Source organism: Erwinia sp. QL-Z3, assembly GCF_004551645.1.
Lineage (GTDB): Bacteria > Pseudomonadota > Gammaproteobacteria > Enterobacterales > Enterobacteriaceae > Erwinia > Erwinia billingiae.
In genome coordinates this window covers 1,361,406-1,385,977 of the sequence record NZ_CP037950.1, presented here as the reverse complement: position 1 = coordinate 1,385,977, position 24,572 = coordinate 1,361,406, and the positions used below count along the sequence as shown (strand labels likewise).

The window sequence follows — 24,572 nt, the reverse complement described above, 5'->3', positions numbered from 1 at the left end:
AAATGGTCAGCTGAGCAAGCCTGCGGCGACGTTGATCGACAGGCCCAGGATGGCCAGATTAAACAAGAACGATAACACCGCCTGCAGGGTGGTAATGCGGCGAACCCGGGTATTGCCGGTGGAGACATCCGCCGTCTGCGCGGCCACCGCGATGGTGAAGGCGTAGTAAATAAAATCCCAGTAGCCTGGCTGCTCGGGTTTTTCGGGGAACAGCAGCGTTTTTTCGCCTTGCCCCTCTTGCTGGTAATACAGGTGGGCATAGTGCATGGCAAAGGCGGTCGGCAACAGCGACCAGGAAACCACCAGCGTGGCGGCGGTCAGGGCAATATGGCCGGCCTGCTGCGCCTGCGGCAGATGTTTGACGGCGGTCAGCTCAAACAGAATGGTCAGCAGGCTGACCAGGCAGGTCAGGCACACCAGGGCCAGCACGGTGCCGGCGCTTTCATCCTGTTCGCGGGCGATATGGGCAATCCGATCGGTTGGCGTTCTTAACAGCAGCCACCAAAGGAACAGCAGGTACAGCCAGGCGAGCACGTTCCAGCTGACCAACAGCCTCTGCACCAGCGGCTGCTGCCCCGGTAAAAAGAAAAAGCACACCACGGCCAGCACTAAGGCCACCAGCAGGCGGGGACGGGCGTGATAGTAGTGCTTCAGAACGTGCAGTGTTTTCATTAAAGGAACATCCCGGCATCCCTGAGTAAATGGTCGTTGCCCTTGCGACGGGTAAAGCCGCTGCGGTCGAAAAACTCCAAAATCTGTACGGCAAGCTTGCGACCCACGCCAAGGCTGTCGCGGAAATCCGCCGCGCTGGTGGCGTGTCCTTCTGCATCACGCTGGCGGATCATATCGGCCAGCGCCTTCATCTGTTCGCTGAGGAAATAGCGGTCTTTCACAATCGCGGTGATGTACCCGGCCTGGGCCGCCTTGCGCAGCACCTGCCGCATACGTTCTTCGTCCACGGCAAGGGTGGTCGCCAGATCCCTGACCCACCAGGCGTTATGGGCAAACAGCGGCTCGCACTGCTGCCAGAGCGCGGCTTCGTCCGGCTCAAACTGAATACTGAAGCCGTCAAGATGCAACCAGCCCCGGTTATTGCTGAGTTTACCGCTGGCCGACAGGCGATCGATTAACGCCAGGCCAACGGTGTCAGGCAAGTTGGGCAGCGCCATGCGGCGCAACCGGTCACGGCCAAGACCGGCCCGATCGCCGTTATTCTGATGGTACTCCGCCAGCGTCAGCAATACCTGCTCCTGCCACATTTCTGCCGTGTCGCTCAGCAGCAGAGTGTCGCCGGCCTCAACCGGCGCAATCTTTGCCACACAGGCGGCCAACGCCGCCGGCGTTAACTGCCGGGCCCAGCTTAGTGCTTCTCGGCGGCACGGCTGGGCTTTCAGGTACAGCGCAATCGCCTGCTGATCCTCAGCAGACTGTGCCAGCTGATGTAACCAGCGCAGATAGTCTGGCTGACGCTTGCCACGCCGCCTCGGCGTAAGCTGCACCACGCGGGCGCCCGCCAGCGTCTGTTGCGCGCTGATATCGCGCAGGATCAGCCGGTCGTTATCGGCCAGCCACAGGGGTTTATCCAGCACCAGCTCCGCCAGCGCGCCTTCCAGCAGTGAAATCCGGCCGGTGATATGGCTGGCGGCATGATGCAGATGCAGCGGCTGTCCCTGGCGCAACGGCTGGTGGCTGCTCAATTCGACGATAACGCGATCGAAAGCCGCTTCAGGCGGTGACTCCAGCAGCCAGTCACCGCGTGAGATATCGCTTTTTTCCACGCCGCCGCTCAGATTGAGGGCGATGCGCTGGCCGGCATACGCCTGTTCAACCGGTTGATTCTGCGCATGCAAGCCACGAACCCGCACCGCTTTGTTCAGGCCGGTCAGCCACAGCTTATCGCCGACCTTCACCGTGCCGCTGAGCGCGGTGCCGGTCACCACGGTGCCCGCGCCCTTGACGTTAAACGCGCGGTCGGTGGCCAGACGGAAGGTTTTACCTGCGGCTCTTTCCCTGTCGGGAAGCTGGCTGAGGTGCGCAGCCAGTGCCGGAACGCCCATCCCGGACAGGGTGCTGGTGATAAACAGATCGATCGTCCAGCCCATGTCGTGCGTCAGGGCGGTGATGTCGCCACTGAGGGTTTGCAGGCGGGCTTCGTCAACCGTATCCGCCTTGGTGAGGGCGACGGTCAGGGCCGGCACCGCGCTGAGCTGGAGGATCGCCAGGTGTTCCAGGGTTTGCGGCATGATGCCGTCGTCGGCGGCCACCACCAGCATCGCGCGATCCAGTCCGCCGATGCCGCTCAGCATATTGGCGAGGAATTTTTCATGGCCGGGAACATCGATAAAGCCGATTACCCGACCGTCCGGCTGCGGCCAGTAGGCGTAGCCCAGGTCAATGGTCATTCCCCGGCTTTTCTCTTCCGGCAGGCGATCGGCATTCACGCCGGTGATCGCTTCCAGCAGCGCCGTTTTACCGTGGTCGACGTGACCAGCAGTGGCGATAATCATAACGAAATCATCCTGATAAACAGTTCTTCATCTTCCAGGCAACGCAGATCCAGCCAGAGTTTTCCGGCGGAGAGACGTCCGGTGACCGGCACCTCGCGCTTTCGCCAGTCGGCGGCCAGCTGCTGCAGGCGGCTGCCGGAGCCGTCGTGCGGCGTCAGGGTCAGCGCAAAGCTGGGCAGACGATCGACGGGAAGCGATCCACTGCCGATCTGCGATAAACAGGGCGCGATCTCCACCAAAAAATGCGCGCCACAGGCCTGGCGCAGCACCGGCAACAGGCGCCCGGCCTGTTGGGCAATCGATTCTGGCGTGCGGGTTAACAGGCGCAGCGTGGGGAGCTGAACGGCCAGCGTTTCCGGCTGCAGATAGCGCTGCAGCGTGGCCTCAAGGGCAGCCAGCGTCATTTTGTCGACCCGCAGCGCCCGCTTCAGCGGATGTTGCTGAAGACGGGCGATCAGCGCTTTCTTGCCGACGATAATGCCGGCCTGCGGGCCGCCAAGCAGCTTGTCGCCAGAAAAACTCACCAGGCTGACGCCATCGGCAATCAGCTGCTGCGGCATCGGTTCCGCCGGCAGGCCGTACTGGCTGAGGTCAATCAGCGAGCCGCTGCCGAGGTCGACGATCACCGGCACACCGCACTCTTCGCCCAGCGTCGCCAGTTCGCTTTCGGCGACCGAGCAGGTAAAGCCGGCAATCTGATAATTACTGGTGTGGACCTTCATCAGCAGCGCGGTGTTTTCCGTCAGCGCCTGGCGGTAATCCTTCAGGTGCGTGCGGTTGGTGGTGCCCACTTCGGTCAGCGTGCAGCCCGCCTGCTTCATCACGTCGGGAATGCGGAACGCGCCGCCGATTTCGACCAGTTCGCCGCGGGAGACCACTACCTCTTTACCGGGAGCCAGCGCGGCCAGCATCAGCAGCACGGCGGCGGCATTGTTATTGACGATGCAGGCGTCTTCCGCACCGGTCAGCTGGCACAGCAGCTCAGCCAGCGCGCGGTCGCGATGCCCACGCTCGCCTTCTTCCAGCGCATACTCCAGCGTCACCGCCGAGCGCATCACCTGAGTCACCGCCGCAACGGCCTCTTCACACAGCAATGCGCGTCCCAGATTGGTGTGCAGCACCGTGCCGGTGAGATTCAGCACCGGCTTGAGCGCCGTGCTCTGTTGCCGTTGCAGGCGAGCCGCGGCGGCCTGCGGCCAGTCGCTGCACCAGGCGGGAAGCTGTTGCTGCGCCAGAATCTGCTCGCGGGCTTCCTGTTGCAGGGCGCGCAGGGTGTCGGTGGTTTGCTGATGGCCATACTGAACGCGCAGAGCCTGCATGGCAGGCTCCCGAAGCAGGCTATCGATGGCGGGAAGTTGACTGAATAGTGTCTTCATTACGTCCGTATAATGGATCAGGCGGTTGGAGGAACGGTACGGGCAAAGCTGTCACGGGCAAACATCTTCTCAGCGAGTTTGATTAGCGCCGGTCGCTCAACGCACCAGCCCGGCACAATCCGGCGGAAGTTGAGGAAGCCGATCAGGCAGGCGGTGGCGATATCGGCCAGATTCAGCGTGTCGCTGTTGAGCACCGTGCCCTTTGCCGCCTCGATTTCCAGTGCATCAAGCCCGCGCTGGATCTTCTCACGCTGGCGCAGCAGTTGCGCTTCCATCTGAAACTCGGGCGGACGCATCTGTTCGCGCAGCAAAATCACCGCCGCATCGCCAATGCCGTCAGCCAGCGCTTCCAGCTGAAGCACCTTTAACGCCGCCAGCTTATCGCGCGGCACCAGCGCTGGCGCAATGTCCATCTGTTCCAGATAGGCGGCAATGATATGCGAATCGTACCAGGTTTCGTCGGGGCTGGTCACCAGCGCCGGGATTTTTCCCAGCGGATTGTAGCCGGGCACGTGGCTCTCATCAGTCCAGGGATTTTCGTTAATGAATTCAAACGTGATGCCCTTTTCCAGCATGATGACGGAAATCTTACGGACAAAAGGGCTGGTATAGGTGCCAATCAATTTCATTACGCATTTCCCCTGTGGCGCCGACAGGTGTCGGCCGGAGTGGACAGATAGCATCGCTGGCGCAGGTGGCCCCAGCGGCTGCCGTTATTCTCCCGGAAAAAGGAAGGGATTCAAACTGCTACGTGAAAAACCTTCCTGCTCCATACGGGCGTCGAGGATCAGGGTGGCCAAATCGTCCGCCACCGGCTCAACGGCCGGATCTTTTTCCTGATAGAGCATTTTCACGTAAGTGCCGCAATCGCCGCAGCTTTCCGCTTTTACCGGCGCCACTTCGGAGTCCAGTGACCAGTAGTGCAGGTCACGGGTCTGTTCGCAGTTGCTGCATTTTGATCGCACCACATACCATTCGCTTTCGCACAGGTTGCAGTGCAGATAGCGCAGGCCGCCCTGGGTGCCCATATGCACCACGCTGGCCACCGGCACGCTGGCACACACCGGGCAGAACTGCCGCTGTTCGCCGTATTCTGCGTGGGCTTTGCCAGGAATAAGTGCCGCCATCTGCGCCCAGTACAGCGACAGCGCCGCCCAGATAAACGGTGATTTATCGCTGCTGACCTGGGAAAATTCGTTAGAGAACAGTGCGCTGGCCATGGTTTCCAGCTCGGTCGCCGAGGCTTTTTCCAGATTCTCCAGCGAGGCCAGAGCCTGACCGGTCATCTCGGGCTTCATTTCGGCAATCAGCGAGTGCAGCAGCCGCTGCCAGTGGTGATCGCGGGGCAGGGTGGGGATATCCAGCGGCGGCTTTCCGCTGGCTGCCGTCGCCAGCAGTCGGGCATGCAGATCCATCTGCAAAGGATGATCGTACAGCACGATTTCCTGCGCACTGGCCACCACCGCCGCAAAGCGTAAGTAGTCACCCAGCGGATTTTTCTCCGCCAGTTCTCTCAGCCGGGCCGCGCGTCGGCTGTATAAATTTTTCAACCTGGGGAAAAGTAACGGCGGAATAAAATCCGCCGCATTTTTGTCGCTTTTCTCCAGCTGCTCCTGCGGGATTATGCGAATAGTCATCAGTCTCTTTTCCTGTGGTGAGGATATCTGCCCAGAATACGCATTTCTGTTCGGAATTATAGCGCCCGGTATCACCCCGATCCTTGTTTTGGGAAATTTTAAGCCATTTTTCTGCCCGCGTCCGGGGTGCACCGGCACCCCGGTTCTGCCAGCAACGGGCTGATTTTAGGGTTTATTCTTTCTGATTTGGCGATACCAGCGCGGGTGATGTTTTTTTGCCCAGGCCGACGTTACCCAGCCCTCAACCATCGCGGTGATGGTGCCTTTCACCCACAGCGCCGCGTAGATATGCACCATGATGACCATAATCAACACCACCGCCGAGACGGAATGGACCACCAACGCCAGGCGGATGATGGGGATGGAGAATGCGCCGGCGAAATAAGGCCGCCAGATGACGATGCCGCTGGCTAACAACAACAGCAGGCTGACGATCGCCGCCCAGAACACGCATTTCTGGCCGAAGTTATAGCGGCCGGTATCCCCGACCTCTTCATTTTTCGCCACTTTACGGATGTTCTTTGCCCACTCCAGATCGTCGCGCTCAATCAGGTTATCCCGCCAGTAGCGCAGGAACATCAGCAAGAAGGCGGCAAACATAATCACGCCGATAAACGGGTGAAGAATGCGCGCCAGCTGCGGCGTGCCGAGAACATGCATCAGCCAGTTGAAGGACGGGAAGAAGAAGCCGAGCCCACTGAGTGCGGCGAACACAAAACAAAACGCCACAATCCAGTGGTTAATGCGTTCCGGCGCGCTGTAGCGCTGGATGCGATCGCGCTTTCTCATTGGTCTTCCTCCCTGTCGTGCAGGTTATCGTCGTCATCTTCCACCCGATTCGGCCCGATGCCGACGTAGTGGAACACGCTGGCCGCGAAGGTGGCGGCAAAACCAATCGCCGCCAGCGGTTTCCAGATCCCCTTCCAGAAGGTGACCGCCGGGCTGATCGACGGGTTTTCCGCCAGGCCGTGGTACAGCTGAGGTTTGTTGGCGTGATGCAGGACATACATCACGTGGGTGCCGCCGACGCCCTCCGGATCGTACAGCCCGGCATGGTCGTAGCCGCGGCTGTTCAGTTCGGTCACGCGCTCTGCGGCAACCTGCTTCATCTCCTCTTTGCTGCCAAAGTGGATGGCCCCGGTGGGGCAGGTTTTCACGCAGGCCGGTTCCTGACCGACAGTGACACGATCGACGCACAGCGTGCATTTATAGACGCGGTTGTCCTCTTTATTCAGCCGTGGCACATCGAACGGACAGCCGGCAATGCAGTAGCCGCAGCCAATGCACTGCTCGGACTCAAAATCGACGATGCCGTTGGCGTACTGAATAATCGCGCCTTCGGACGGGCAGGCCTTCAGGCAGCCGGGATCGGCGCAGTGCATGCAGCCATCTTTGCGGATCAGCCACTCCAGCCTGCCGTTCTCCTCCACCTCGGAAAAGCGCATCACGGTCCAGGATTTGGCGGTCAAATCGGCCGGGTTGTCGTACACCCCGACGTTATGCCCGACCTCATCGCGCAGGTCGTTCCACTCCGAACAGGCAACCTGACAGGCCTTGCAGCCGATGCAGGTGGTCACGTCGATCAGTTTCGCCACTTCCAGCTGATGATCGCGCGCCTGCGGGGCAGGCGTGAAGCCGTTGGTGGCGGAACGACGAATAATATCCTGTGATTGATAAGCCATAATCGTTCCCCTTAGCCAGCTAATGTGGCTAAGCCTTTTCTACGTTAACCAGGAACGCCTTGAACTCCGGCGTTTGCGTGTTGGCATCGCCGACGACCGGCGTCAGGGTGTTGGCGAGGAAGCCTTTTTTCGCCACGCCCTCAAAACCCCAGTGGATAGGAATGCCGATGGTATCCACCGGTTTCCCGTCCACGGTCAGCGTTCGAATACGCTTGGTGACTACCGCCTTGGCTTTGATATAGCCACGGTTTGAACTCACCTTCACCGTGTCGCCCGCCACAATCCCCAGCCTGCCCGCCAGCCCCTCACCGATTTCCACAAACTGTTCCGGCTGCGCAATGGCGTTGAGCAGCGAATGCTTGGTCCAGAAGTGGAAATGCTCGGTCAGACGGTAGGTGGTGCCGACGTACGGGAATTTGTCCGCTTTGCCCATCGCCGCCAGATCGTCCTTAAACACGCGCGCGGCCGGATTGGACACCACCTTTGGATGCAGCGGGTTGGTACCCAGCGGCGTTTCGAACGGCTCGTAATGTTCCGGGAACGGCCCTTCCGCCATTTTATCCAGCGCGAACAGGCGTCCCATCCCTTCCGGCTGCATGATAAACGGCCCGACATCGCTGCCCGGTGCGGCGGTGCTGTAGTCCGGGATATCCTGCCCGACCCACTTCGCGCCATCCCAGTGCAGCAGCGCCCGCTTCGGATCCCAGGGCTGGCCCTGCGGGTCCGCAGAGGCGCGGTTATACAGGATGCGGCGGTTTAGCGGCCACGCCCACGACCAGTTCAGGGTGTTGCCCAGCCCGGACGGATCGGTGTTGTCGCGCCGCGCCATCTGGTTGCCGTCTGCGGTCCAGCTGCCGGCAAAGATCCATCAGCCGCTGGAGGTGGAACCGTCATCGCGCAGCAGGGCAAAACTGCCCAGCTGCTGGCCCTTTTTCGCCAGCAGCGTGCCCTTGTCGTCCATCAGATCCGCCAGCGCCTTGCCGTTGCTTTCCATCGCCACTTCTTCTGACGCCGGATTGTCCGGCGTGAGATAGTTCCAGCTCATGTTCAGCACCTGCTCCGGCAGCGCGCCGCCCTCTTTGGCATACATCTCGCGCAGGCGCTGATAAATCCCGGAGAGGATTTCACCGTCATTGCGCGATTCGCCAGGGCCATCCGCCCCTTTCCAGTGCCATTGCAGCCAGCGGGCGGAGTTGACGATCGAGCCGTTCTCTTCCGCAAAACAGGTGGACGGCAGGCGGAACACTTCGGTCTGGATCTGCGACGGGTCAACGTCGTTAAACTCGCCGTGGTTCTGCCAGAAGTTGGCGGTTTCGGTGTTCAGCGGATCGATGGTCACCAGGAACTTCAGCTTCGCCAGCGACTGCACTACCTTGTTTTTATTCGGGAATGACGCCAGCGGGTTGAAGCCCTGGCACAGGTAGCCGTTGACCTGGCCCTTCGACATCATCTCGAAGTACTGCAGCACGTCGTAGCCTTTGTCCCACTTCGGCAGCCAGTCGAATCCCCAGTTATTCTCCTTCTGCGCCTTATCGCCGTAGAAGGCCTTCATCATGCTGACGAAGAACTTTGGATAGTTACTCCAGTAGTTCACCTGGCCCGGCAGCGTTGGCTTCGGCGTATTGGCGGTCAGATAGGTTTGCAGATCGGCCTGTTTTTCTGACGGCAGCGTCATGTAACCCGGCAGGCTCTGCGACAGCAGCCCCAGATCGGTCAGCCCCTGGATATTGGAGTGGCCGCGCAGGGCATTAATCCCGCCGCCGGCCATTCCCATATTGCCCAGCAGCAGCTGAACCATCGCCATGGTGCGAATGTTCTGCGCGCCGACCGAGTGCTGCGTCCAGCCGAGGGCATAGAGGAAGGTGGCGGTGCGATCTTTGGCGCTGGTTTCCGCCAGCACCTGACAGACGTAGAGGAAATCGGCTTTCGGCGTGCCGCACAGCGATTCCACCACCTCCGGCGTGTAGCGGCTGACATGTTCTTTCAGCAGGTTCCACACGCAGCGCGGGTGGGTCAGCGTCGGATCACGTTTGGCAAAGCCGCTCTCGTCCAGTTCGTAGTTCCAGCTGGTTTTATCGTACTTGCGGTTGGCTTCGTCGTAGCCGCTGAACAGCCCGTCGTCGAAGTGGTAATCCTCACGCACAATCAGGCTGGCGTTGGTGTAAGCCTCAACGTATTCGCGCTGGATCCTGTTGTTGCTGATCAGGTACAGCAATACGCCTGACAGGAAAGCGATGTCAGTACCGGAGCGGATCGGGGTATAGAAATCGGCAACCGACGCGGTTCGGGTGAAGCGCGGATCGATCACAATCAGTTTGGCCTTGTTATGGATTTTGGCTTCCATCGCCCAGCGGAATCCAACCGGATGCGCTTCAGCGGCGTTGCCACCCATCACAATCACCACATTCGCATTTCGAATATCAACCCAGTGGTTGGTCATCGCACCGCGACCGAACGTTGGAGCAAGACTTGCTACCGTAGGTCCGTGTCAGACGCGTGCCTGGTTATCGACGGCAAGCATGCCGAGCGAGCGGGTTAATTTCTGCGTTAAATAGCCGGTTTCGTTGCTGGAGGCGGACGCACAGAGCATCCCGGTGCTCAGCCAGCGGTTGACCGTGGTGCCGGCGGCGTTCTTCTCGATAAAGTTGGCGTCGCGGTCGGTTTTCATCAATCTGGCGATGCGATCTAACGCCTCATCCCAGCTGATGGGTTGCCACTTATCGGAACCCGGCGCGCGGTAGGAAGGGGTTTTCAGGCGGCTTTCACTGTGGATAAAGTCCAGCAGGCCAGCGCCTTTCGGGCAGAGCGCGCCACGGCTGACCGGGTGATCCGGGTCGCCCTCAATGTGGAAAATCGACTCTTTGGCGTTTTTTGCGCCGTCACCCAGGCTGTACATCAACAGCCCGCAGCCAACGGAACAGTAGGTGCAGGTGTTACGCGTTTCACGGGCGCGCAGCAGCTTGTACTGGCGCGTTTCCGCCAGCGCGACCTCGGGCATAAAGCCGAGCATCGCCGCCGTGGTTCCTGCCATCCCACCCGCGCAGATTTTGAAGAAGCTTCTTCTGCTGACATTCATGGTGTCATTCCTGTTTCGACAGTGCTCAATAAGTTTTGCGATAAGGCGGTCACAGGTTCAGAATCTTTAGAATCTTTTCTGAACGCTTGTGGTTAAAACATTACCACAGTAACTATGTGGTCGTAGTCCGTGGGATGGGTTTCAGGTGAATATGAGCAGTAAATGTGACGAGATTGTGAGTGAGATCGCAGGGCTGAGCCAGGTCGAGGTGCGGCAGCGTCGATCGCTGGAAACTCCGGAGCCAGACTGGCTGGCGGATGAGGTGCCGGTGGCGCTGGTGTATAACGGCATCTCGCATGTGGTGATGATGGCGACGCCAAAAGACCTTGAAGCCTTCGCCATTGGCTTCTCGCTGTCGGAAGGGATTATCGCCTCGCCGGCGGATATTTACGGCATTGAGATCCAGCCGTCGTGCGGCGGCATTGAGGTGCAGGTTGAGCTCTCCAGCCGCCGGTTTATGGGGCTGAAAGAGCAACGCCGGGCGATGGCGGGACGCACAGGCTGCGGCGTGTGTGGCGTGGAGCAGCTGGCGGAAATCGGCAAACCGCTGGAACCGCTGCCGTTCAGCCAGACCTTTGAAATCGCCCGTCTGGATGAGGCCTTATCCCAGCTAAAAAGTTTTCAACCGGTGGGGCAGCTGACCGGCTGTACGCACGCTGCGGCCTGGATCATGCCCGACGGCAATCTGGTCGGCGGCTGCGAGGATGTGGGTCGCCATGTGGCGCTGGATAAGCTGCTGGGGTTGCGATGCCAGCAGCCGGGCTGGCAACAGGGCGCGGCGTTAGTATCGAGCCGGGCAAGCTATGAGATGGTGCAAAAATCCGCGATGTGCGGCATTGAGATCCTGTTTGCGGTCTCGGCGGCCACCAAACTGGCGGTTGAGGTCGCCGAACGCAGCAACCTGACGCTGGTCGGCTTCAGCAAACCGGGCCGCGCCACCGTCTACACCCACCCGCAAAGACTGATCTGACTTCCGGCTCAGGCCAGCACCACCTCCGGCAGCGCTTTTTCCAGCGCCGCAAACGCCGGAAGGCTGGCCGCGCCGCTGTCGGTAATCAGCGCAGTAATGTCCTTGATCGCCGCATAATTCATGCGGCTGGTCAGCCCCAGTTTGCTGTGATCGGCCAGCAATATCAGCTGCGTGGCCTGCTGCGCCATCGCCCGCGCAATCGCCGCTTCGTGCGGATGAAAACTGCTGGCGCCATTTTTCGCCTCGATACCCACCGGCGACATTAGCGCCACATCGGCGCGATAACGGAAGATTTCGCCGACGGTCAGCTCACCGCGCGTTTCCTGCGCGCCAGCCAGCATGCTGCCACCCAGCAAAATCACCGAATTATTCAGCGTCTCATGCTCTTCGGCCGCCGACAGCTTCAGCGCCGCATTCAGGCTGTTGGTGATGATGGTCAGGCCGGACATGGTGCGCAGCTCTTCCGCCAGCATGGTGGTGGTACTGCCTGCATCGAGAAACAGGGTTTGCCCCGGCTTCAACCGCTGCGCGGCGGCGCGGGCGATGGCACGCTTTTCCCGCGCGCGGACCTCGCTGCGGACGGTTAACGGCGGCTCCGGCTCGGCATCCAGCGCAATCAGCCCACCGTGCACCCGCCGCGCCAGCCCGAGGGCTTCCAGCTCGATAATGTCTCTGCGGGCGGTTTCCCTGGAAATCCCCAGCTCCCGGATGATCCGCTCGGTACTGACGTGATTCAGCGTGGTCAGCAGCGCGCGAATGCGATGTAAACGGGTTTCCTGCAGCATAGTGGTGTCCTTTTCCAGTGGGGATGGGCATAGCCTAACCGACATCGCGGGTCGCTGCATGTGTATTTTATTGTATTTGTGTATTTGGTTGCATTTTGGCAAAAACTTGCCATGATGAAGGTATCCGGGCGCACGGGTTGCCCGTTCATTTCTCACTTCGCAACGGGAGTTATCATGGCTACACGTTCGACCATCATGGACACCAACAGCTTTCGCGCCGAGCATGCCGACGGCCTGGACGCTGATGTACGTAAACTGACCGATAAACGCAGCAAGGTGCTGGGTGAATCTTACCGTCTGTTCTACCGTAAGCCGGTCCATCTGGTGAAAGGTGCGGGCCAGTATCTCTGGGATGCCAACGGCGATAAATACCTCGACGCCTATAACAACGTCGCCAGTATTGGTCACTGCCATCCGGCGGTGATCGACGCGGTTTACCAGCAGATGCAGCAGCTGAACACCCATACCCGCTACCTTCACGAACGTATCCTTGATTACTCCGAAGAACTGCTGGCGACCATGCCATCTGAAATCGACCGCGCCATGTACATGTGTACCGGTTCAGAAGCCAATGACCTGGCGATCCGCGTTGCCCGTGCGCACAGCGGCGGCACCGGCATTATCGTCAGCCAGGAAGCCTATCACGGCACCAGTGACTTAACTTCTGGCGTCTCGCCCGCGCTGGGCACCGGTCAGCCGCTGGCGACCACTACCCGGCTGGTATCCCCGCCCGATCGTTATCGCGTCACCGCGCCCGATCTGGGTGACTGGTTCGCGGCTGAAATTCAGAAGCAGATTGATGATATGGCGGCCAACGGCATCAAGTTTGCCGGCTTCCTCGCCGACTCCATTTTCTCCTCAGACGGCGTGCTGCCGGGGCCAAAAGGCTTCCTGAAGAAAGCGGTGGACGTGGTGCATAAAAACGGCGGGATCTTTATTGCCGATGAAGTGCAGCCAGGCTTTGCCCGTACCGGCGATGCGTTCTGGGGCTTTGCCCGCCATGGCGTGGTGCCGGATATCGTCACTACCGGCAAGCCGATGGGTAACGGCATTCCGGTATCGGCACTGCTGGCCAAAAGCGATGTGCTGGCCTCCTTCAGCGACGATATTCCGTACTTCAACACCTTTGGCGGTAACCCGGTGGCGATGGCGGCGGCGCAGGCGGTGTTGAAAGTGATTAAGGAAGAAGGCCTGCAGGAACACAGCCGCGTGGTCGGCGAGAAGCTGCTGCGTGAACTGCTGACGCTGAAAGACAAATACGAATGCGTCGGCGATGTGCGCGGTGCCGGTCTGTTTATCGGCTTCGAGCTGGTGACCGATAAAACCAGCAAAACGCCGGACAAACAGCTGGCGCTGGATGTCACCGAGAAGCTGCGTGAAAACCGCGTGCTGACCTCGGTGGCGGGGCCGTATGGCAATGTGCTGAAACTGCGTCCGCCGTTGGCGTTCCAGGAGAGCGATATTGACTGGCTGGTTGGCGCGTTGGATAAATCGTTGGCAGCATTAGGGAAATAAAGCCTTAGACCGTTTGGTTTTATCCCAGCAGGGAAAGGGCATAAAAGCGCCGCTGCGCCTGCTGCGTGGTAAACCCTTATAAACGTCGGGGCATTGATAACCCTTTTACGGATCGTTTATTTAACTATAATGATCCGACTGCTTACGCGGTGCTAACAGAAACAGCGCCGCCCACCATTAAATGGAGATGATGAACATGAGTTATTCACTGCCATCCTTGCCTTACGCATACGACGCACTGGAACCGCATTTCGACAAGCAGACGATGGAAATCCATCACAGCAAACACCACCAGGCTTATGTCAACAACGCCAACGCGGCGCTGGAAGGGACTGAGTTTGCCGATCTGCCTGTAGATGAGCTGATCGCTAAACTGGATCAGGTTCCTGCCGATAAGAAAGCAGCACTGCGTAACAACGCAGGCGGCCACTCAAACCACAGCTTCTTCTGGAAAGGCCTGAAAACCGGCACTACCCTGAGCGGCGAGCTGAAAGCGGCTATCGAAAAAGATTTCGGCAGCGTTGACGCGTTCAAAGCTGAATTCGAAAAAGCGGCAACCACCCGTTTCGGTTCTGGCTGGGCGTGGCTGGTTAAGAAAGGCGACAAGCTGGCCGTTGTTTCCACAGCAAACCAGGACAGCCCGCTGATGGGCGAAGCGATCTCTGGCGCATCCGGTACCCCAATTCTGGGTCTGGACGTGTGGGAACACGCCTACTATCTGAAGTATCAGAACAAACGTCCTGATTACATCAAGGCGTTCTGGGATGTGGCTAACTGGGATCAGGCGGCAGCGCTTTTCTCAGCAGCAAAATAAATCCCCGCCACGTTAATTCGTGACGATAAACCGACGGAGTCCGCTTCGTCGGTTTTTTATTGCCTGCTAATTAATTAGAGTTCCTGTTCATTCTGCGCATTCCCCCGGCGAACCGATCAAAGGCAGCTGGCACATCTCGCCAGTGAAGCGGCCTTCGTCGACCTGAAACAAAAGCTGGGACTGACCGCCCTTTGTGGCGGTTATCCTTTCTTATACCAGGCCGTATTTAAAATATTAAACGCCAACCAGGCTTCTGAGCGGAATACCAAACTGAGTATGTAACTTTCTAATCATTGGTAGTGTGAGATTACGTTTGTGGTTAAGTATCTCGTAAACGCGATTCTCCCTGCCAATGGCGGGTGCCAGGTCTTTTGCGGTAAGCCCAAGCTGTTCCATACGGAATTTTATTGCTTCAACCGGATCCGGCGGTTCGACAGGATAATGTTTTTTCTCATATTCTTCGATGAGCAGGCACATGACCTCAAAAAAATCACCCTCAGGCGTATTCATTTCAGGTTCATTATCAAACATGGGCTCAACAGCAACTAAGGCCGCTTTATAGTCCTGCTCTGTTTTTATCGGTCTGATTTGCATGTCATTTTTCATACAACACAGCCTAATCCCAGCATGGGACTAAGACAAGTTTTTTGTCCCGCTATGGGACTTGCAGGCTCTTGTGAACGCCTCATTTTTTTACCTTCCTTGCAAAACTGACATCCCGTTTAACCGTGAAGAATATTTTTGTAACCGGCGATGCCGCCGTCACTTTACGTATCAAAGCCCTGCCACCAAAGCGCCGAGTGAAATGCTGCCTGTTGTCATTATCCCCCCGGATTATGCTGGATACCGCTGTCTCACTGGTTTTAACCGCTTATATGGCTGGATGTCTGGATGGCTAATAACGTTTTGTGTTAGCTTATGCGCTTTCGTTCGTTGCCAGCCGTAACAATCAAATAAAAAATGCGGCAACCTGTTTTGTTCACCTGCCAGAGAGTTATTGTTCATGACTGTGGTAAATCGCCTTGAAATGCGTCAAATCTCCATCGCTTTTGGCGGTTTTACAGCCCTCAATGGCGTTGATTTCAGCCTTGAAGGCCACTCGGTGCATGCGCTGACCGGGGCAAATGGGGCTGGGAAGTCGACGCTGATGGCGGTACTTTCCGGCGCTTACGATCACTACAGCGGTGACATCCTGCTCGATGGCCAGCCGGTCAGCATCCGTTCCCCGCGTGATGCCAAGCAGCTGGGTATTCACCTGGTGCAGCAGGAAGTGGATGTGGCGCTGGTGCCGACGCTCAGCGTGGCGGAAAACATCATGCTGGATCGGCTGGCCGAAGGCGGACAGGTCTACCACTGGGGCGAAGTGCGCAAACAGGCGCGCGCGTTGCTGGCGCAGCTTGACGTCTCGCTGGACGTCCGTCGCCGCATCGATCAATGCACGCTGGCCGAGAAGCAGCAAATTCTGCTGGCCCGTGCGCTTTCCCACCACTGTCGTTTTCTGATCCTCGATGAGCCGACGGCGCCGCTGGATCAAAATGAAAGCGAACGCTTATTCGCCGTCGTACGCCGGCTGAAAAGCAACGGCATCGGCGTGGTGTTTATCTCCCACCGCCTCCACGAGCTGCGCGCCATTTGCGATCAACTGACCGTGCTGCGCGATGGCCGCTTGATTGAAACCTGCCCGATGGCCCAGCTGGATGGCGAGCAGATTGTCGAGAAGATGCTCGGGCATCAGCTGGACGACATTTACCCGCCGCGCCGACCGCCGTTCAGTAATGAGATCCTGCTGAAGGTTGACGGCCTGCACGACGATGCCCTGCTGCAGGACATCTCGCTGACGCTGCGCAAAGGCGAAATCCTCGGCCTTGCCGGACTGGCCGGCGCGGGGAAAACCGAACTGTGCAAGGCGCTGTTTGGTGCCAGCAATAGCCGCGTGGAGAAGGGTGAGCTGCACGGCAAGCCGTGGAAACCCTCTTCTCCGCACGCAGCGGTCGACAACCGTATGGCGCTGATCCCGGAAGAGCGCCGCAAAGAAGGCATTTTTATTGATGAGTCGGTGGCGATGAACCTCAGCGTCACCGCAGATAACAGCTTCTCACGCTGGAGTCTGTTTGGTCACCGTCAGGCCTGGCAATGGGCCGAAGAGGTGATCAACAAGCTGGGCGTGCGCACCACCGGCCCACAACAAACGCTGCGTCGCCTGTCGGGCGGCAACCAGCAGAAAGTGGCGATCGGCAAATGGCTGCGCAACGACGCAGACGTGCTGATTTTTGATGAGCCGACCAAAGGCGTCGATATCAAAGCCAAAACCGACCTGTTCGAACTGATTGATGGTCTGGCCCGCCAGGGAAAAGGGGTGATTTATGCCTCCGGCGAATTCGCCGAACTGGTGGGCTTATGCGATCGCATTTGCGTGCTCTGGGACGGGCGTATCGTGGCAGAAATGGATGCCAGTGACGTTGATGAAGAAACGCTTTTACTTTATTCCACCGGAGGAACGCCTGCGTGAGCAGCAAAGATATTTCCCTGAAGGCTGCGCCCTCTGTGCGCCACCAACTGTTTGAATTTCTCTATAAATGGGGAATGTTGCTGACGGTGGTCGCGCTGATCGCCGCCTTTGGCCTGGCGTCGGACAGCTTCCTTGAACCCACCAACATCATCAATATCCTGCGCTCTATCGCCATCGTCACGGTGATTGCGATTGGGGTGTCGATTTCCCTGACCATCGGCGGATTCGACCTCTCGGTGGGCTCGACCGCCTCGCTGGCCAACTCGCTGGTGATCTCGCTGTTCGTCTGGTACGGCTACGGCTCGACGGAAGCCATCTTCATCACCCTGCTGCTGTGCACGCTGGTCGGGCTGTTCAACGCCTTTCTCATCGTGATCCTGCGCATTCCCGACATGTTGGCGACATTAGGCAGCCTGTTTGTGGTGCAGGGCGTGGCGATGACCTACAGCTTCGGCGGCTCGATTACCGAAAATATGGTGATGCCGAGCGGCGATATGGCGGAAGGGACCATCCCGGCCAACTTCTCGCTGCTGGGGCAGGTGCCGACCATCGTGATCATCATGCTGGTGGTGACGGTCGTTGCGCAGCTGGGCCTTTCGCTGACCAAACACGGTCGCCGTATGTATGCGATTGGCGGCAATCCAGAGGCGGCGCGTCTGTCCGGGATCCGCACCAACCGCTACCGGGTGCTGGCCTACGTCATTGCTTCACTGCTGGCGGGACTGGGCGGGATTTTGCTGGCGTCCCGTATCGGTTCTTCGCAGGTCAATGCCGGTGGCGGCTATCTGATGGACGCCGTGGCGGCGGCCTGGATCGGTTTTTCTCTGGCGGGCTCCGGCAAGCCAAACGCGCTGGGAACGCTGGTGGGTGCCATCATCCTTGGCGTGTTACAGAACGGACTGGTGATGCTCTCGGTGCCGTATTACGCGATGGATATCATCAAAGGCCTGGTGCTGGCTATCGCACTGGCCATTACCTACATCCAGCGCCGCTAGGCGCTTACTTCTTCAGACAGGGTAAACATAATAATGAAAAAACTGACTACATCGTTGCTGGCGTTGAGCCTGCTGATCGCCGTACCTGCCTTTGCTGACACGGCTGCGGTGCCTGCCGCTATCGCTAATCACGACGGCCCGATCCGTATCGCGGTGATCCGTAACCTCGGTTCGGATGACAACACCACGCAGTTCGTTGCGGGTGCCATTCAGGAAGGCCGCAAGCTGGGCTTTAAGGTCAGCACCTTCCTCAGCAACGGCGACGACGCACGTTTCCAGGACTTCGTTAATCAGGCGATCAGCCAGAAGTATGACGGCATCATCCTGTCGCACGGTAAAGACCCGTACTCCACGGCGCTGGTGAAGCGCATTACCGATGCCGGCATCAAGGTCTCGGTATTTGATACGCCGGTGAACCAGCCGATTGCAGGCGTGACGGTCACCGCGCAGGACGATGCGTCGCTGGCGCAGCTGTCGCTGGACCAGCTGATCAAAGACACCAACGGCAAGGCCAATATCGTCAAGCTGTGGGTGGCGGGCTTCCCGGCGATGGAACGTCGTCAGGTGGTGTATGAGAAAGTGCTGAAGGCCAATCCAGGTCTGCATCAGCTGGAATCAATCGGTGCGGTTTCTTCCGACGTGCAGGGCGATACCGCCAACAAAATTGGCGCCATTCTGGCGAAATACCCGAAAGGCAAAATCGATGCGATCTGGGGTTCATGGGATGCGTTCGCGCAGGGCGCCTATAAAGCCTTGCAGGAGAATGGCCGTACCGAGATCAAACTATACAGCATCGATGTCTCCAACCAGGATCTGCAGTTGATGCACCAGAAAGACAGCCCGTGGAAGCAAACGGTGGCGGTCGACAGCAAGCTGATTGGTGCGACAAATATGCGTCTGGTGGCCAACAAAATTGGCGGCGAAACCACGCCAGCGACCTACCAGTTTAAAGCGGCGGCGATCTCTCAGGCGCAGCTGGCGGCACAGTCTGGCGCGGTCAACGTGTCGACGCTGAACAAAATCATTCCAGGCTGGGGCGAATCGACTGACTTCGTTGCGCCGTGGTTCGCCACGCTGCAGGCGAAATACGCCAAAAAATAAGCCGGATCCCGAAATGAAAAATGCCCGCAATTGCGGGCATTTTTATCGGCGAAAGCGCGATTAGAAAGCGGTTTTCGCGAAGCCGGTCATCTCCTGCAGGCCCATCTCACGACCTAATGCGGTCATCGGATGCACCACAACCAGGCCACGAACGCTCTTTTTGAACGCGCCCATATTGGCCTGCTCTTTCTTGGTGATGGCACGGCTGAACGGCATATCTTTCAGCTTCTGCGCTTCCGCACTCAGCTTCTGCTCGCGGACGCCACGCAGACGCTCCAGCTCTTCGATCAGCTTGTCTTTCTCTTTCAGCAGTTCGCCGAGCTTTTCCGTGTCGCCGGACGCCAGCAGTGGCTGCTCTTTGTAGTTCAGGGCATCCAGCTTATCGCTGAGGATCCTGATTTCTGCCTGGACTTCTTCTTTCATTGTCATTAACCGTGAAGTGATTCATTGCCGCAAGGATACACAATGCGACGGCAAGAGGGAAAGGTGACGCGTTACTTTTTGAACGCTTGCTTCAGGCTGATGCGCGAAATCAGTTCGGTCAGAGAAAGCACCATCGTCGATCTGACCACCTGCTGATAGCGTTGCTGCAGCATGGCGCGCAGCTCGGCATCATCGCTGGAGAGGTCAGGGCGCGGCGGAAATGCCGTCACGCAATGCAGTTCGCCAAACGGGCCTAACAGCTCATCATCGGTAAAACGGTACTCGGTGCCATCATCGTTCAGCGCTTCACGCAGCGCCATCAGCAGTTCGGCATCTTCATACTCGCTCCGGCTGATCACGCCGAGGCCGTAAATCAGTTTCAGCCGCACGGACAGTTCGCCCAGCGGGCCATCACCCAGTAACAGCGGTTCTACCGCATACTTCACCGCGTAGTCATCCTTGCGAAACACCTGGATCACCAACAGGTTCACCGCCTCCGCCAGCAGCTCAACCGCCGCGATCAGAAAGCTTCTGACCGTTCGTCCGGTGTTCAGGCGTTCAAGCACCCGATTCTCAAAAGCCTGTGGTTTTTCCATGAGAGCCTGCATATCGTTCATCACCAGGCGAGGGCCGCCTTTAAGGGCACGCGTGTGCCCTGTCCGTTCATCCGTTGAAGTGGGCGTTACGCCATGGCATCAAAGGCCTTCACCACATCAGCAACCACGTCGCTGTTTTCCTCAAGGCCTGATACCTGTGCCAGCGTCGCCTTGACGCCTTTGCTGTTCAGCAGCCCGACCAGCTCCTGAGCCTGCGGATCCTGATCGCTGCGATAATGCATCGCGGCGGCAATGCCGGTCACCAGGTTGGCGTGCGGCAGGCCGTATTCCAGCGTGCCCAGCGTGGGTTTAATCAGGCGATCGCCCGCGCTAAGCTTACGCAGCGGCTGGCGTCCAACGCGCTCGACGTCATCTTTCAGATACGGATTTTCAAAGCGGCCGAGAATTTTCTGGATATAGGCAGCATGCTTTTCAGCATCGAAATCATAACGCTTGATCAGCACCGCGCCGCTCTCTTCCATCGCACCTTTCACCACGGCACGCACCTTCTCATCGAGGATCGCATCGCGGATGGTCTGGTGCCCGGCCAGCTGGCCAAGATATGCAGTGATGGCATGTCCGGTATTCAGCGTGAACAGCTTGCGCTCCACAAACGCCATCAGATTATCGGTCAGCTCCATGCCCGGAATGGCGGGTAGATCGCCTTTGAACTGGGTTTTCTCCACAATCCATTCGCTAAAGGTCTCAACGGTCACTTCCAGCGGATCGGTGGTGCCGGCTTCAGACGGTGGCACGATGCGGTCCACGGCGGAATCGACGAAGCCCACGTGCGCGTCAACAAAGGCGTGATACTGCTCTGGCAGCGCCTTCATCACGTGGCCTTTCAGCTGGGTAGTGCCGCGCACCATGTTCTCACAGGCGATAATGTTTAACGGGCGGGTATTACCGTTATCACTGCGTTTTGCCAGACCTTTCGCAATGCCACCGGCGATGCGTTCGAGGATCTGCGGGCCAACCGCCGTGGTAACGATATCAACCTCAGCGATCAGCGGGATGATGTCATCGCTGGTGCTGTTAACCGCATTCACGCCTTTGACGATCTCGACCTGAGCCTGCTCGCCAACCACATGAACCGGGTACTCATGACGGGCATTCAGCGCATCCAGAACCACCTGGTTAACGTCGGCAAACGTCAGCTGAATTCCGGCATCAGCCAGTAATTTTCCAATAAAACCGCGACCAATATTTCCGGCGCCAAAATGTAATGCTTTCATAATTTTTCCCGTATCAATGATCAGGGGCCGGACAAACCCGACCCTAAAAAAAGAGCCGGGCATGCCCGGCCCTGGGAGGTAATGCTTGTCTGCAACCCGGTTTAAGCGGGCTGTTTACCTGACAGCAGGTCCAGCACTTCCTGCACGTCGGTGGTGTTGATCAGTCGTTGGATCACCGACTCATCATCCAGCGCGTTGGTCAGGCTGGTGATCACCTGGATATGCTCGTTGTTACGGGCCGCGATGCCGATAACCAGACGGGCAATATCGTCCTCATCTTCACCAAAGCGTACGCCTTCCGGGTACTGGCAGAACACGATGCCGGTTTGCAGCACGCGGTCTTTTGCTTCGATGGTGCCGTGTGGCACGGCGATGGACTCACCCAGGTAAGTTGGGGTCAGTTTCTCACGATCCAGCATCGCCTGAACATATTCTGGCTCAACATAACCGCCTCTCACCAGCTGCTCACCGGCAAACCGGATGGCCTGCTCTTTATTGGTGGCGTGGTTGCCGAGGAAGATATTGCGGGCGCTCAGTTTGAACAGGTGTTCCTGGCTCTCGTCATAGCTGTCGCTCAGCGTGGCGGTGACTTTCTCGCGGTGACCGGCGGTGCGGTTGGCATCCACCAGACGGCTGGTCAGGTCGGTATACAGGCCGCTGTCGAGGAAGTTGGTCAGCGAAATGTGCTGCGCGTGCGGCGCCTGGCGCATGGCGCGTTCGGTCAGATCGCGGTGGGTGATCACCAGATCCACATCGCCCGGCAGGTTGTTGATGGCGGTGTTGGTCACGGAGATATTGGTCAGTCCGGCATCGTTCACCTTCTTACGCAATACACCCGCACCCATCGCACTTGAACCCATCCCGGCGTCACAGGCAACAATGATTTTGCGCACGTGGGTCAGGTCGCTGTTCATGCCGTCAGCCGAGGTGGTTGCGGTGCCAGACAGGCCTTTAGACTGCGCTTTCATTTCGCTAACACGACGGGTTGCAGCTTCGATATCGTCTTCTTCTTTCACCTTGCTGGTTTTCAGCAGGATAGCGGAGACCACGAAGGAGACGGCAAAGGCGGCAACAATCGCGGCGATGTTCGCGAAGTAAGCCCCTTTTGGCGTCATGGCCAGCACCGCCAGGATGGAACCCGGAGAGGCAGGTGACACCAGACCGCCGTGCAGCAGGGTCAGAGTGAACACGCCGGTCATACCACCGAGGATAACCGCCAGAATCAGGCGCGGGTTCATCAGCACGTACGGGAAGTAAATTTCGTGGATACCGCCGAGGAAGTGGATGATTGCCGCGCCGCCCGCAGACTGCTTAGCATTGCCACGACCAAAGAACATGTACGCCATCAGCACGCCCATACCCGGACCTGGGTTAGCTTCGATCAGGAAGAAGATCGACTTACCGGCTTCGCTGGCCTGCTGGATACCCAGTGGCGAGAAGATACCGTGGTTAATGGCGTTATTCAGGAACAGGATTTTCGCCGGTTCCACAAAGATGGAGGTTAATGGCAGCAGGTTGTTCTGCACCATCAGGTTCACGCCAGCGGCGAGAATATGGGACAAACCTTCAACCAGCGGGCCGATAGCCAGGAACGCGAGGATCGCTAACAGCATGCCGATGATACCGGCAGAGAAGTTGTTGACCAGCATTTCGAAGCCGCTTTTGATTTTGCCGTCGACTAACGCATCGAATTTCTTGATTGCCCAGCCGCCGAGCGGGCCAGCAATCATCGATCCGAGGAACATTGGCATGTCCGCACCGACGATCACGCCCATGGTGGTGATAGCACCCACCACGCCGCCACGATCGCCACCGACCAGACGACCACCGGTGTAGCCGATCAGTAACGGCAGCAGATAGGTGATCATTGGGCCGACCAGCTTGGCCATGGTTTCATTTGGCAGCCAGCCGGTAGGAATAAACAGCGCGGTGATGATACCCCAGGCGATAAACGCCCCGATGTTTGGCATCACCATGTTGCTCAGAAAGCGACCAAAGTTCTGGACCTTGATCTTGATATCTGATGAGGACATAAAAAAACACCCCTTATTGGTACGCGCTGACAAATAAGAGAGCGCGTTGATTTTTGTTTATGAGATTACGGCGGGGAGCCGTCTCTATCACTGTATGCAGCCGGACTCTAACACGCGAATATGACGCTGCGTAGCAAGCAGGAAAAGTGTGATGTATATCACTATGTTGGGTGGGGTAGAGGGGGTGTTTTAGTGATGTGCATCACACTTATGCAGTGTAAAAAAAAGACGCCGAACAATAAATAAGCAACACAGGCTGAATTGTGTGATTTTTGTCACGAATATGTGATGAGCCTTTGTGCGCGATGTGTGATGCAGATCACAATAAATCTACCGCGCAAAATGCGTGCGATCACAGTTACCCCCGGCTCGAAATCAACGGCTTAGCGGGATGTAATAAAATTACGCTTCACGAGCGCTAAATAGGCGGAATTTTCAGGTAAGGGAATTTGAGATAATCAGGCAACTGCGCGGGAAGAAAAGAATAAAAAAGCGGGGAATTCCCCGCCCTTAAGAAGCCACAAGCGATCGCCATTAAGCCGGGCGGCTTACTGGAAACCGCCCTGCATGGCACTTTGCGCCTGACCGAGCACCTGAGCGTTCGAAGACAGGTTTTGCATCAGCGTATTGTACTGCTCGGCTTGCTGTTGCGTCGGGAACTGGATAGCCGGACCGTTAAAGGTCACTTTGCTGCCCTGCTGCTGCAGGAAGTCACCGGTCTGTACCGCATCCTGGCTCAGCGTCTGCAAGGCCGGTAACAGCGGCTGCAATGCGTTGGCCGGCTGGGTCACCACTTTGTTGTAGACGTTGTCATACACCGTTTTCAGCTCTTCCGGCTGCTTCAGCGCGGCCTTGCTGCTGTCGGCCTGGGTTTTGGCCGCCTGAATTTGCTGAGTCAGCACGCCCAGAGAACCACTGGCCTGGCGCAGCGAATCACGGCGCGTCAGGTAATCCTGTGGCGTGCGAATGGCGGAAAGCTCCTCCACCACCGGCTTCATACCGGAATCCCCCGCGCGGTTAACCTGCTGTGAGAAACCATAAATGATGGCGTAATCGCTGACGTAATTGCCGAATTTCTGCTTCTGATCTTCGCTCAGGCTCGGCAAATGTTCGCCGCTGCGCATCACGGTGTTCTGCAGGAAATCGATGAAGGCTTTACGCTGGTCGGCTTCTTTATCGCCGCAACCAGTCAGTTGAAAGACCAGAACCAGTGCCATAAAAGGCACTAACAGACGCGAGCAGACGCGAAAGATTCCTGTCGTCATGGGAAGTAACTCCTGTAATTGTAGGGCTGGCAAGCTATCGGGGCGGCAGGCGC

The 24,572-nt window shown here is 58.0% G+C and carries 20 protein-coding genes and 1 pseudogene; 6 read left to right on the top strand and 15 right to left on the bottom strand.

What is annotated here, in order from left to right; genetic code table 11:
* Positions 1–6: 6 nt before the first annotated feature.
* The 8 genes and pseudogenes from E2F51_RS07030 to fdnG form a co-directional block, all read right to left on the bottom strand.
* The gene (locus E2F51_RS07030; protein ID WP_013204542.1) at positions 7–672 is read right to left on the bottom strand and encodes a DUF1345 domain-containing protein; all 666 of its coding nucleotides are present in this window, start codon (positions 670–672) and stop codon (positions 7–9) included.
* Entirely contained in the window at positions 672–2,507 is a 1,836-nt protein-coding gene (gene selB, locus E2F51_RS07025) for a selenocysteine-specific translation elongation factor (protein ID WP_134823104.1), read from the bottom strand. Before selB ends, E2F51_RS07030 begins: the two co-directional genes overlap by 1 nt.
* Positions 2,504–3,883 (bottom strand): L-seryl-tRNA(Sec) selenium transferase, encoded by a 1,380-nt coding sequence (gene selA, locus E2F51_RS07020; protein ID WP_134823103.1) that lies wholly within the window; start codon positions 3,881–3,883, stop codon positions 2,504–2,506. Before selA ends, selB begins: the two co-directional genes overlap by 4 nt.
* Positions 3,884–3,900: 17 nt before the next feature.
* Positions 3,901–4,512 (bottom strand): glutathione S-transferase, encoded by a 612-nt coding sequence (locus E2F51_RS07015; RefSeq protein WP_134823102.1) that lies wholly within the window; start codon positions 4,510–4,512, stop codon positions 3,901–3,903.
* A gap of 84 nt (positions 4,513–4,596) precedes the next feature.
* Entirely contained in the window at positions 4,597–5,520 is a 924-nt protein-coding gene (gene fdhE, locus E2F51_RS07010) for a formate dehydrogenase accessory protein FdhE (protein WP_134823101.1), read from the bottom strand.
* A 165-nt stretch (positions 5,521–5,685) separates the two neighbouring features.
* A complete protein-coding gene (gene fdoI, locus E2F51_RS07005) occupies positions 5,686–6,309 on the bottom strand; it encodes a formate dehydrogenase cytochrome b556 subunit (RefSeq protein ID WP_134823100.1) in 624 nt (207 codons plus the stop codon).
* Positions 6,306–7,202: a formate dehydrogenase subunit beta gene (gene fdxH, locus E2F51_RS07000; protein ID WP_013204536.1), complete on the bottom strand. Its 897-nt coding sequence runs from the start codon at positions 7,200–7,202 to the stop codon at positions 6,306–6,308. The genes fdoI and fdxH overlap by 4 nt, the downstream gene beginning before the upstream one ends.
* A gap of 28 nt (positions 7,203–7,230) precedes the next feature.
* Positions 7,231–10,278: pseudogene (fdnG, locus tag E2F51_RS06995) on the bottom strand (formate dehydrogenase-N subunit alpha).
* Positions 10,279–10,429: 151 nt separating this feature from the next.
* Between fdnG and fdhD the strand changes: the two are divergent.
* Positions 10,430–11,248: a formate dehydrogenase accessory sulfurtransferase FdhD gene (gene fdhD / locus E2F51_RS06985; protein ID WP_134823099.1), complete on the top strand. Its 819-nt coding sequence runs from the start codon at positions 10,430–10,432 to the stop codon at positions 11,246–11,248.
* Between the two features lie 8 nt (positions 11,249–11,256).
* Here the strand turns inward: fdhD and E2F51_RS06980 are convergent, their stop codons facing one another.
* Positions 11,257–12,033, bottom strand: a complete 777-nt coding sequence (locus E2F51_RS06980; protein WP_013204532.1) for a DeoR/GlpR family DNA-binding transcription regulator — start codon at positions 12,031–12,033, stop codon at positions 11,257–11,259.
* Between the two features lie 174 nt (positions 12,034–12,207).
* On the opposite strand from E2F51_RS06980, the gene E2F51_RS06975 reads away from it, so the two are divergent.
* Positions 12,208–13,548 (top strand): aspartate aminotransferase family protein, encoded by a 1,341-nt coding sequence (locus E2F51_RS06975; RefSeq protein ID WP_013204531.1) that lies wholly within the window; start codon positions 12,208–12,210, stop codon positions 13,546–13,548.
* Positions 13,549–13,744: 196 nt separating this feature from the next.
* Positions 13,745–14,362: a superoxide dismutase [Mn] gene (gene sodA, locus E2F51_RS06970; protein ID WP_134823098.1), complete on the top strand. Its 618-nt coding sequence runs from the start codon at positions 13,745–13,747 to the stop codon at positions 14,360–14,362.
* A 234-nt stretch (positions 14,363–14,596) separates the two neighbouring features.
* On the opposite strand, the gene E2F51_RS06965 is transcribed toward sodA, so the two are convergent.
* On the bottom strand, positions 14,597–14,956 hold the full coding sequence (locus E2F51_RS06965; protein WP_134824834.1) for a type II toxin-antitoxin system HigA family antitoxin: 360 nt from the start codon (positions 14,954–14,956) through the stop codon (positions 14,597–14,599).
* A 409-nt stretch (positions 14,957–15,365) separates the two neighbouring features.
* On the opposite strand from E2F51_RS06965, the gene E2F51_RS06960 reads away from it, so the two are divergent.
* Genes E2F51_RS06960 through E2F51_RS06950 form a run of 3 tightly spaced genes read left to right on the top strand, consistent with a single transcriptional unit; the run spans position 15,366 to position 18,967 of the window.
* The gene (locus tag E2F51_RS06960; RefSeq protein WP_134823097.1) at positions 15,366–16,871 is read left to right on the top strand and encodes a sugar ABC transporter ATP-binding protein; all 1,506 of its coding nucleotides are present in this window, start codon (positions 15,366–15,368) and stop codon (positions 16,869–16,871) included.
* Positions 16,868–17,866 (top strand): ABC transporter permease, encoded by a 999-nt coding sequence (locus tag E2F51_RS06955; RefSeq protein WP_134823096.1) that lies wholly within the window; start codon positions 16,868–16,870, stop codon positions 17,864–17,866. The genes E2F51_RS06960 and E2F51_RS06955 overlap by 4 nt, the downstream gene beginning before the upstream one ends.
* Before the next feature lie 33 nt (positions 17,867–17,899).
* A complete protein-coding gene (locus tag E2F51_RS06950; protein ID WP_013204526.1) occupies positions 17,900–18,967 on the top strand; it encodes a sugar ABC transporter substrate-binding protein in 1,068 nt (355 codons plus the stop codon).
* Positions 18,968–19,027: 60 nt separating this feature from the next.
* Here the strand turns inward: E2F51_RS06950 and E2F51_RS06945 are convergent, their stop codons facing one another.
* The 5 genes from E2F51_RS06945 to E2F51_RS06925 form a co-directional block, all read right to left on the bottom strand.
* Positions 19,028–19,390, bottom strand: coding sequence for a YibL family ribosome-associated protein (locus tag E2F51_RS06945; RefSeq protein ID WP_013204525.1), 363 nt, complete (start codon positions 19,388–19,390; stop codon positions 19,028–19,030).
* 71 nt (positions 19,391–19,461) lie between these two features.
* Positions 19,462–20,007 carry a mannitol operon repressor MtlR gene (gene mtlR, locus E2F51_RS06940; RefSeq protein WP_041692167.1) on the bottom strand — a complete coding sequence of 182 codons (546 nt, stop codon included), beginning with the start codon at positions 20,005–20,007 and terminating at the stop codon, positions 19,462–19,464.
* Between the two features lie 65 nt (positions 20,008–20,072).
* A complete protein-coding gene (mtlD, locus tag E2F51_RS06935; protein ID WP_134823095.1) occupies positions 20,073–21,221 on the bottom strand; it encodes a mannitol-1-phosphate 5-dehydrogenase in 1,149 nt (382 codons plus the stop codon).
* Positions 21,222–21,322: 101 nt separating this feature from the next.
* Positions 21,323–23,254, bottom strand: coding sequence for a PTS mannitol transporter subunit IICBA (locus E2F51_RS06930; protein WP_134823094.1), 1,932 nt, complete (start codon positions 23,252–23,254; stop codon positions 21,323–21,325).
* Positions 23,255–23,802: 548 nt separating this feature from the next.
* A complete protein-coding gene (locus tag E2F51_RS06925; RefSeq protein WP_134823093.1) occupies positions 23,803–24,519 on the bottom strand; it encodes a DUF3053 domain-containing protein in 717 nt (238 codons plus the stop codon).
* Positions 24,520–24,572 lie beyond the last annotated feature (53 nt).

What these genes read in the sequence shown, in the direction of transcription:
- selA (WP_134823103.1), bottom strand. Translation starts at nt 3,883, where the DNA reads ATGAAGACACTATTCAGTCAACTTCCCGCCATCGATAGCCTGCTTCGG.
- E2F51_RS06925 (WP_134823093.1), bottom strand. Translation starts at nt 24,519, where the DNA reads ATGACGACAGGAATCTTTCGCGTCTGCTCGCGTCTGTTAGTGCCTTTT.
- E2F51_RS07015 (WP_134823102.1), bottom strand. Translation starts at nt 4,512, where the DNA reads ATGAAATTGATTGGCACCTATACCAGCCCTTTTGTCCGTAAGATTTCC.
- E2F51_RS06980 (WP_013204532.1), bottom strand. Translation starts at nt 12,033, where the DNA reads ATGCTGCAGGAAACCCGTTTACATCGCATTCGCGCGCTGCTGACCACG.
- E2F51_RS06930 (WP_134823094.1), bottom strand. Translation starts at nt 23,254, where the DNA reads ATGTCCTCATCAGATATCAAGATCAAGGTCCAGAACTTTGGTCGCTTT.
- E2F51_RS06965 (WP_134824834.1), bottom strand. Translation starts at nt 14,956, where the DNA reads ATGCAAATCAGACCGATAAAAACAGAGCAGGACTATAAAGCGGCCTTA.
- fdhD (WP_134823099.1), top strand. Translation starts at nt 10,430, where the DNA reads ATGAGCAGTAAATGTGACGAGATTGTGAGTGAGATCGCAGGGCTGAGC.
- E2F51_RS06945 (WP_013204525.1), bottom strand. Translation starts at nt 19,390, where the DNA reads ATGAAAGAAGAAGTCCAGGCAGAAATCAGGATCCTCAGCGATAAGCTG.
- fdhE (WP_134823101.1), bottom strand. Translation starts at nt 5,520, where the DNA reads ATGACTATTCGCATAATCCCGCAGGAGCAGCTGGAGAAAAGCGACAAA.
- E2F51_RS06960 (WP_134823097.1), top strand. Translation starts at nt 15,366, where the DNA reads ATGACTGTGGTAAATCGCCTTGAAATGCGTCAAATCTCCATCGCTTTT.
- mtlR (WP_041692167.1), bottom strand. Translation starts at nt 20,007, where the DNA reads ATGAACGATATGCAGGCTCTCATGGAAAAACCACAGGCTTTTGAGAAT.
- fdxH (WP_013204536.1), bottom strand. Translation starts at nt 7,202, where the DNA reads ATGGCTTATCAATCACAGGATATTATTCGTCGTTCCGCCACCAACGGC.
- mtlD (WP_134823095.1), bottom strand. Translation starts at nt 21,221, where the DNA reads ATGAAAGCATTACATTTTGGCGCCGGAAATATTGGTCGCGGTTTTATT.
- fdoI (WP_134823100.1), bottom strand. Translation starts at nt 6,309, where the DNA reads ATGAGAAAGCGCGATCGCATCCAGCGCTACAGCGCGCCGGAACGCATT.
- E2F51_RS07030 (WP_013204542.1), bottom strand. Translation starts at nt 672, where the DNA reads ATGAAAACACTGCACGTTCTGAAGCACTACTATCACGCCCGTCCCCGC.
- E2F51_RS06975 (WP_013204531.1), top strand. Translation starts at nt 12,208, where the DNA reads ATGGCTACACGTTCGACCATCATGGACACCAACAGCTTTCGCGCCGAG.
- sodA (WP_134823098.1), top strand. Translation starts at nt 13,745, where the DNA reads ATGAGTTATTCACTGCCATCCTTGCCTTACGCATACGACGCACTGGAA.
- E2F51_RS06950 (WP_013204526.1), top strand. Translation starts at nt 17,900, where the DNA reads ATGAAAAAACTGACTACATCGTTGCTGGCGTTGAGCCTGCTGATCGCC.
- selB (WP_134823104.1), bottom strand. Translation starts at nt 2,507, where the DNA reads ATGATTATCGCCACTGCTGGTCACGTCGACCACGGTAAAACGGCGCTG.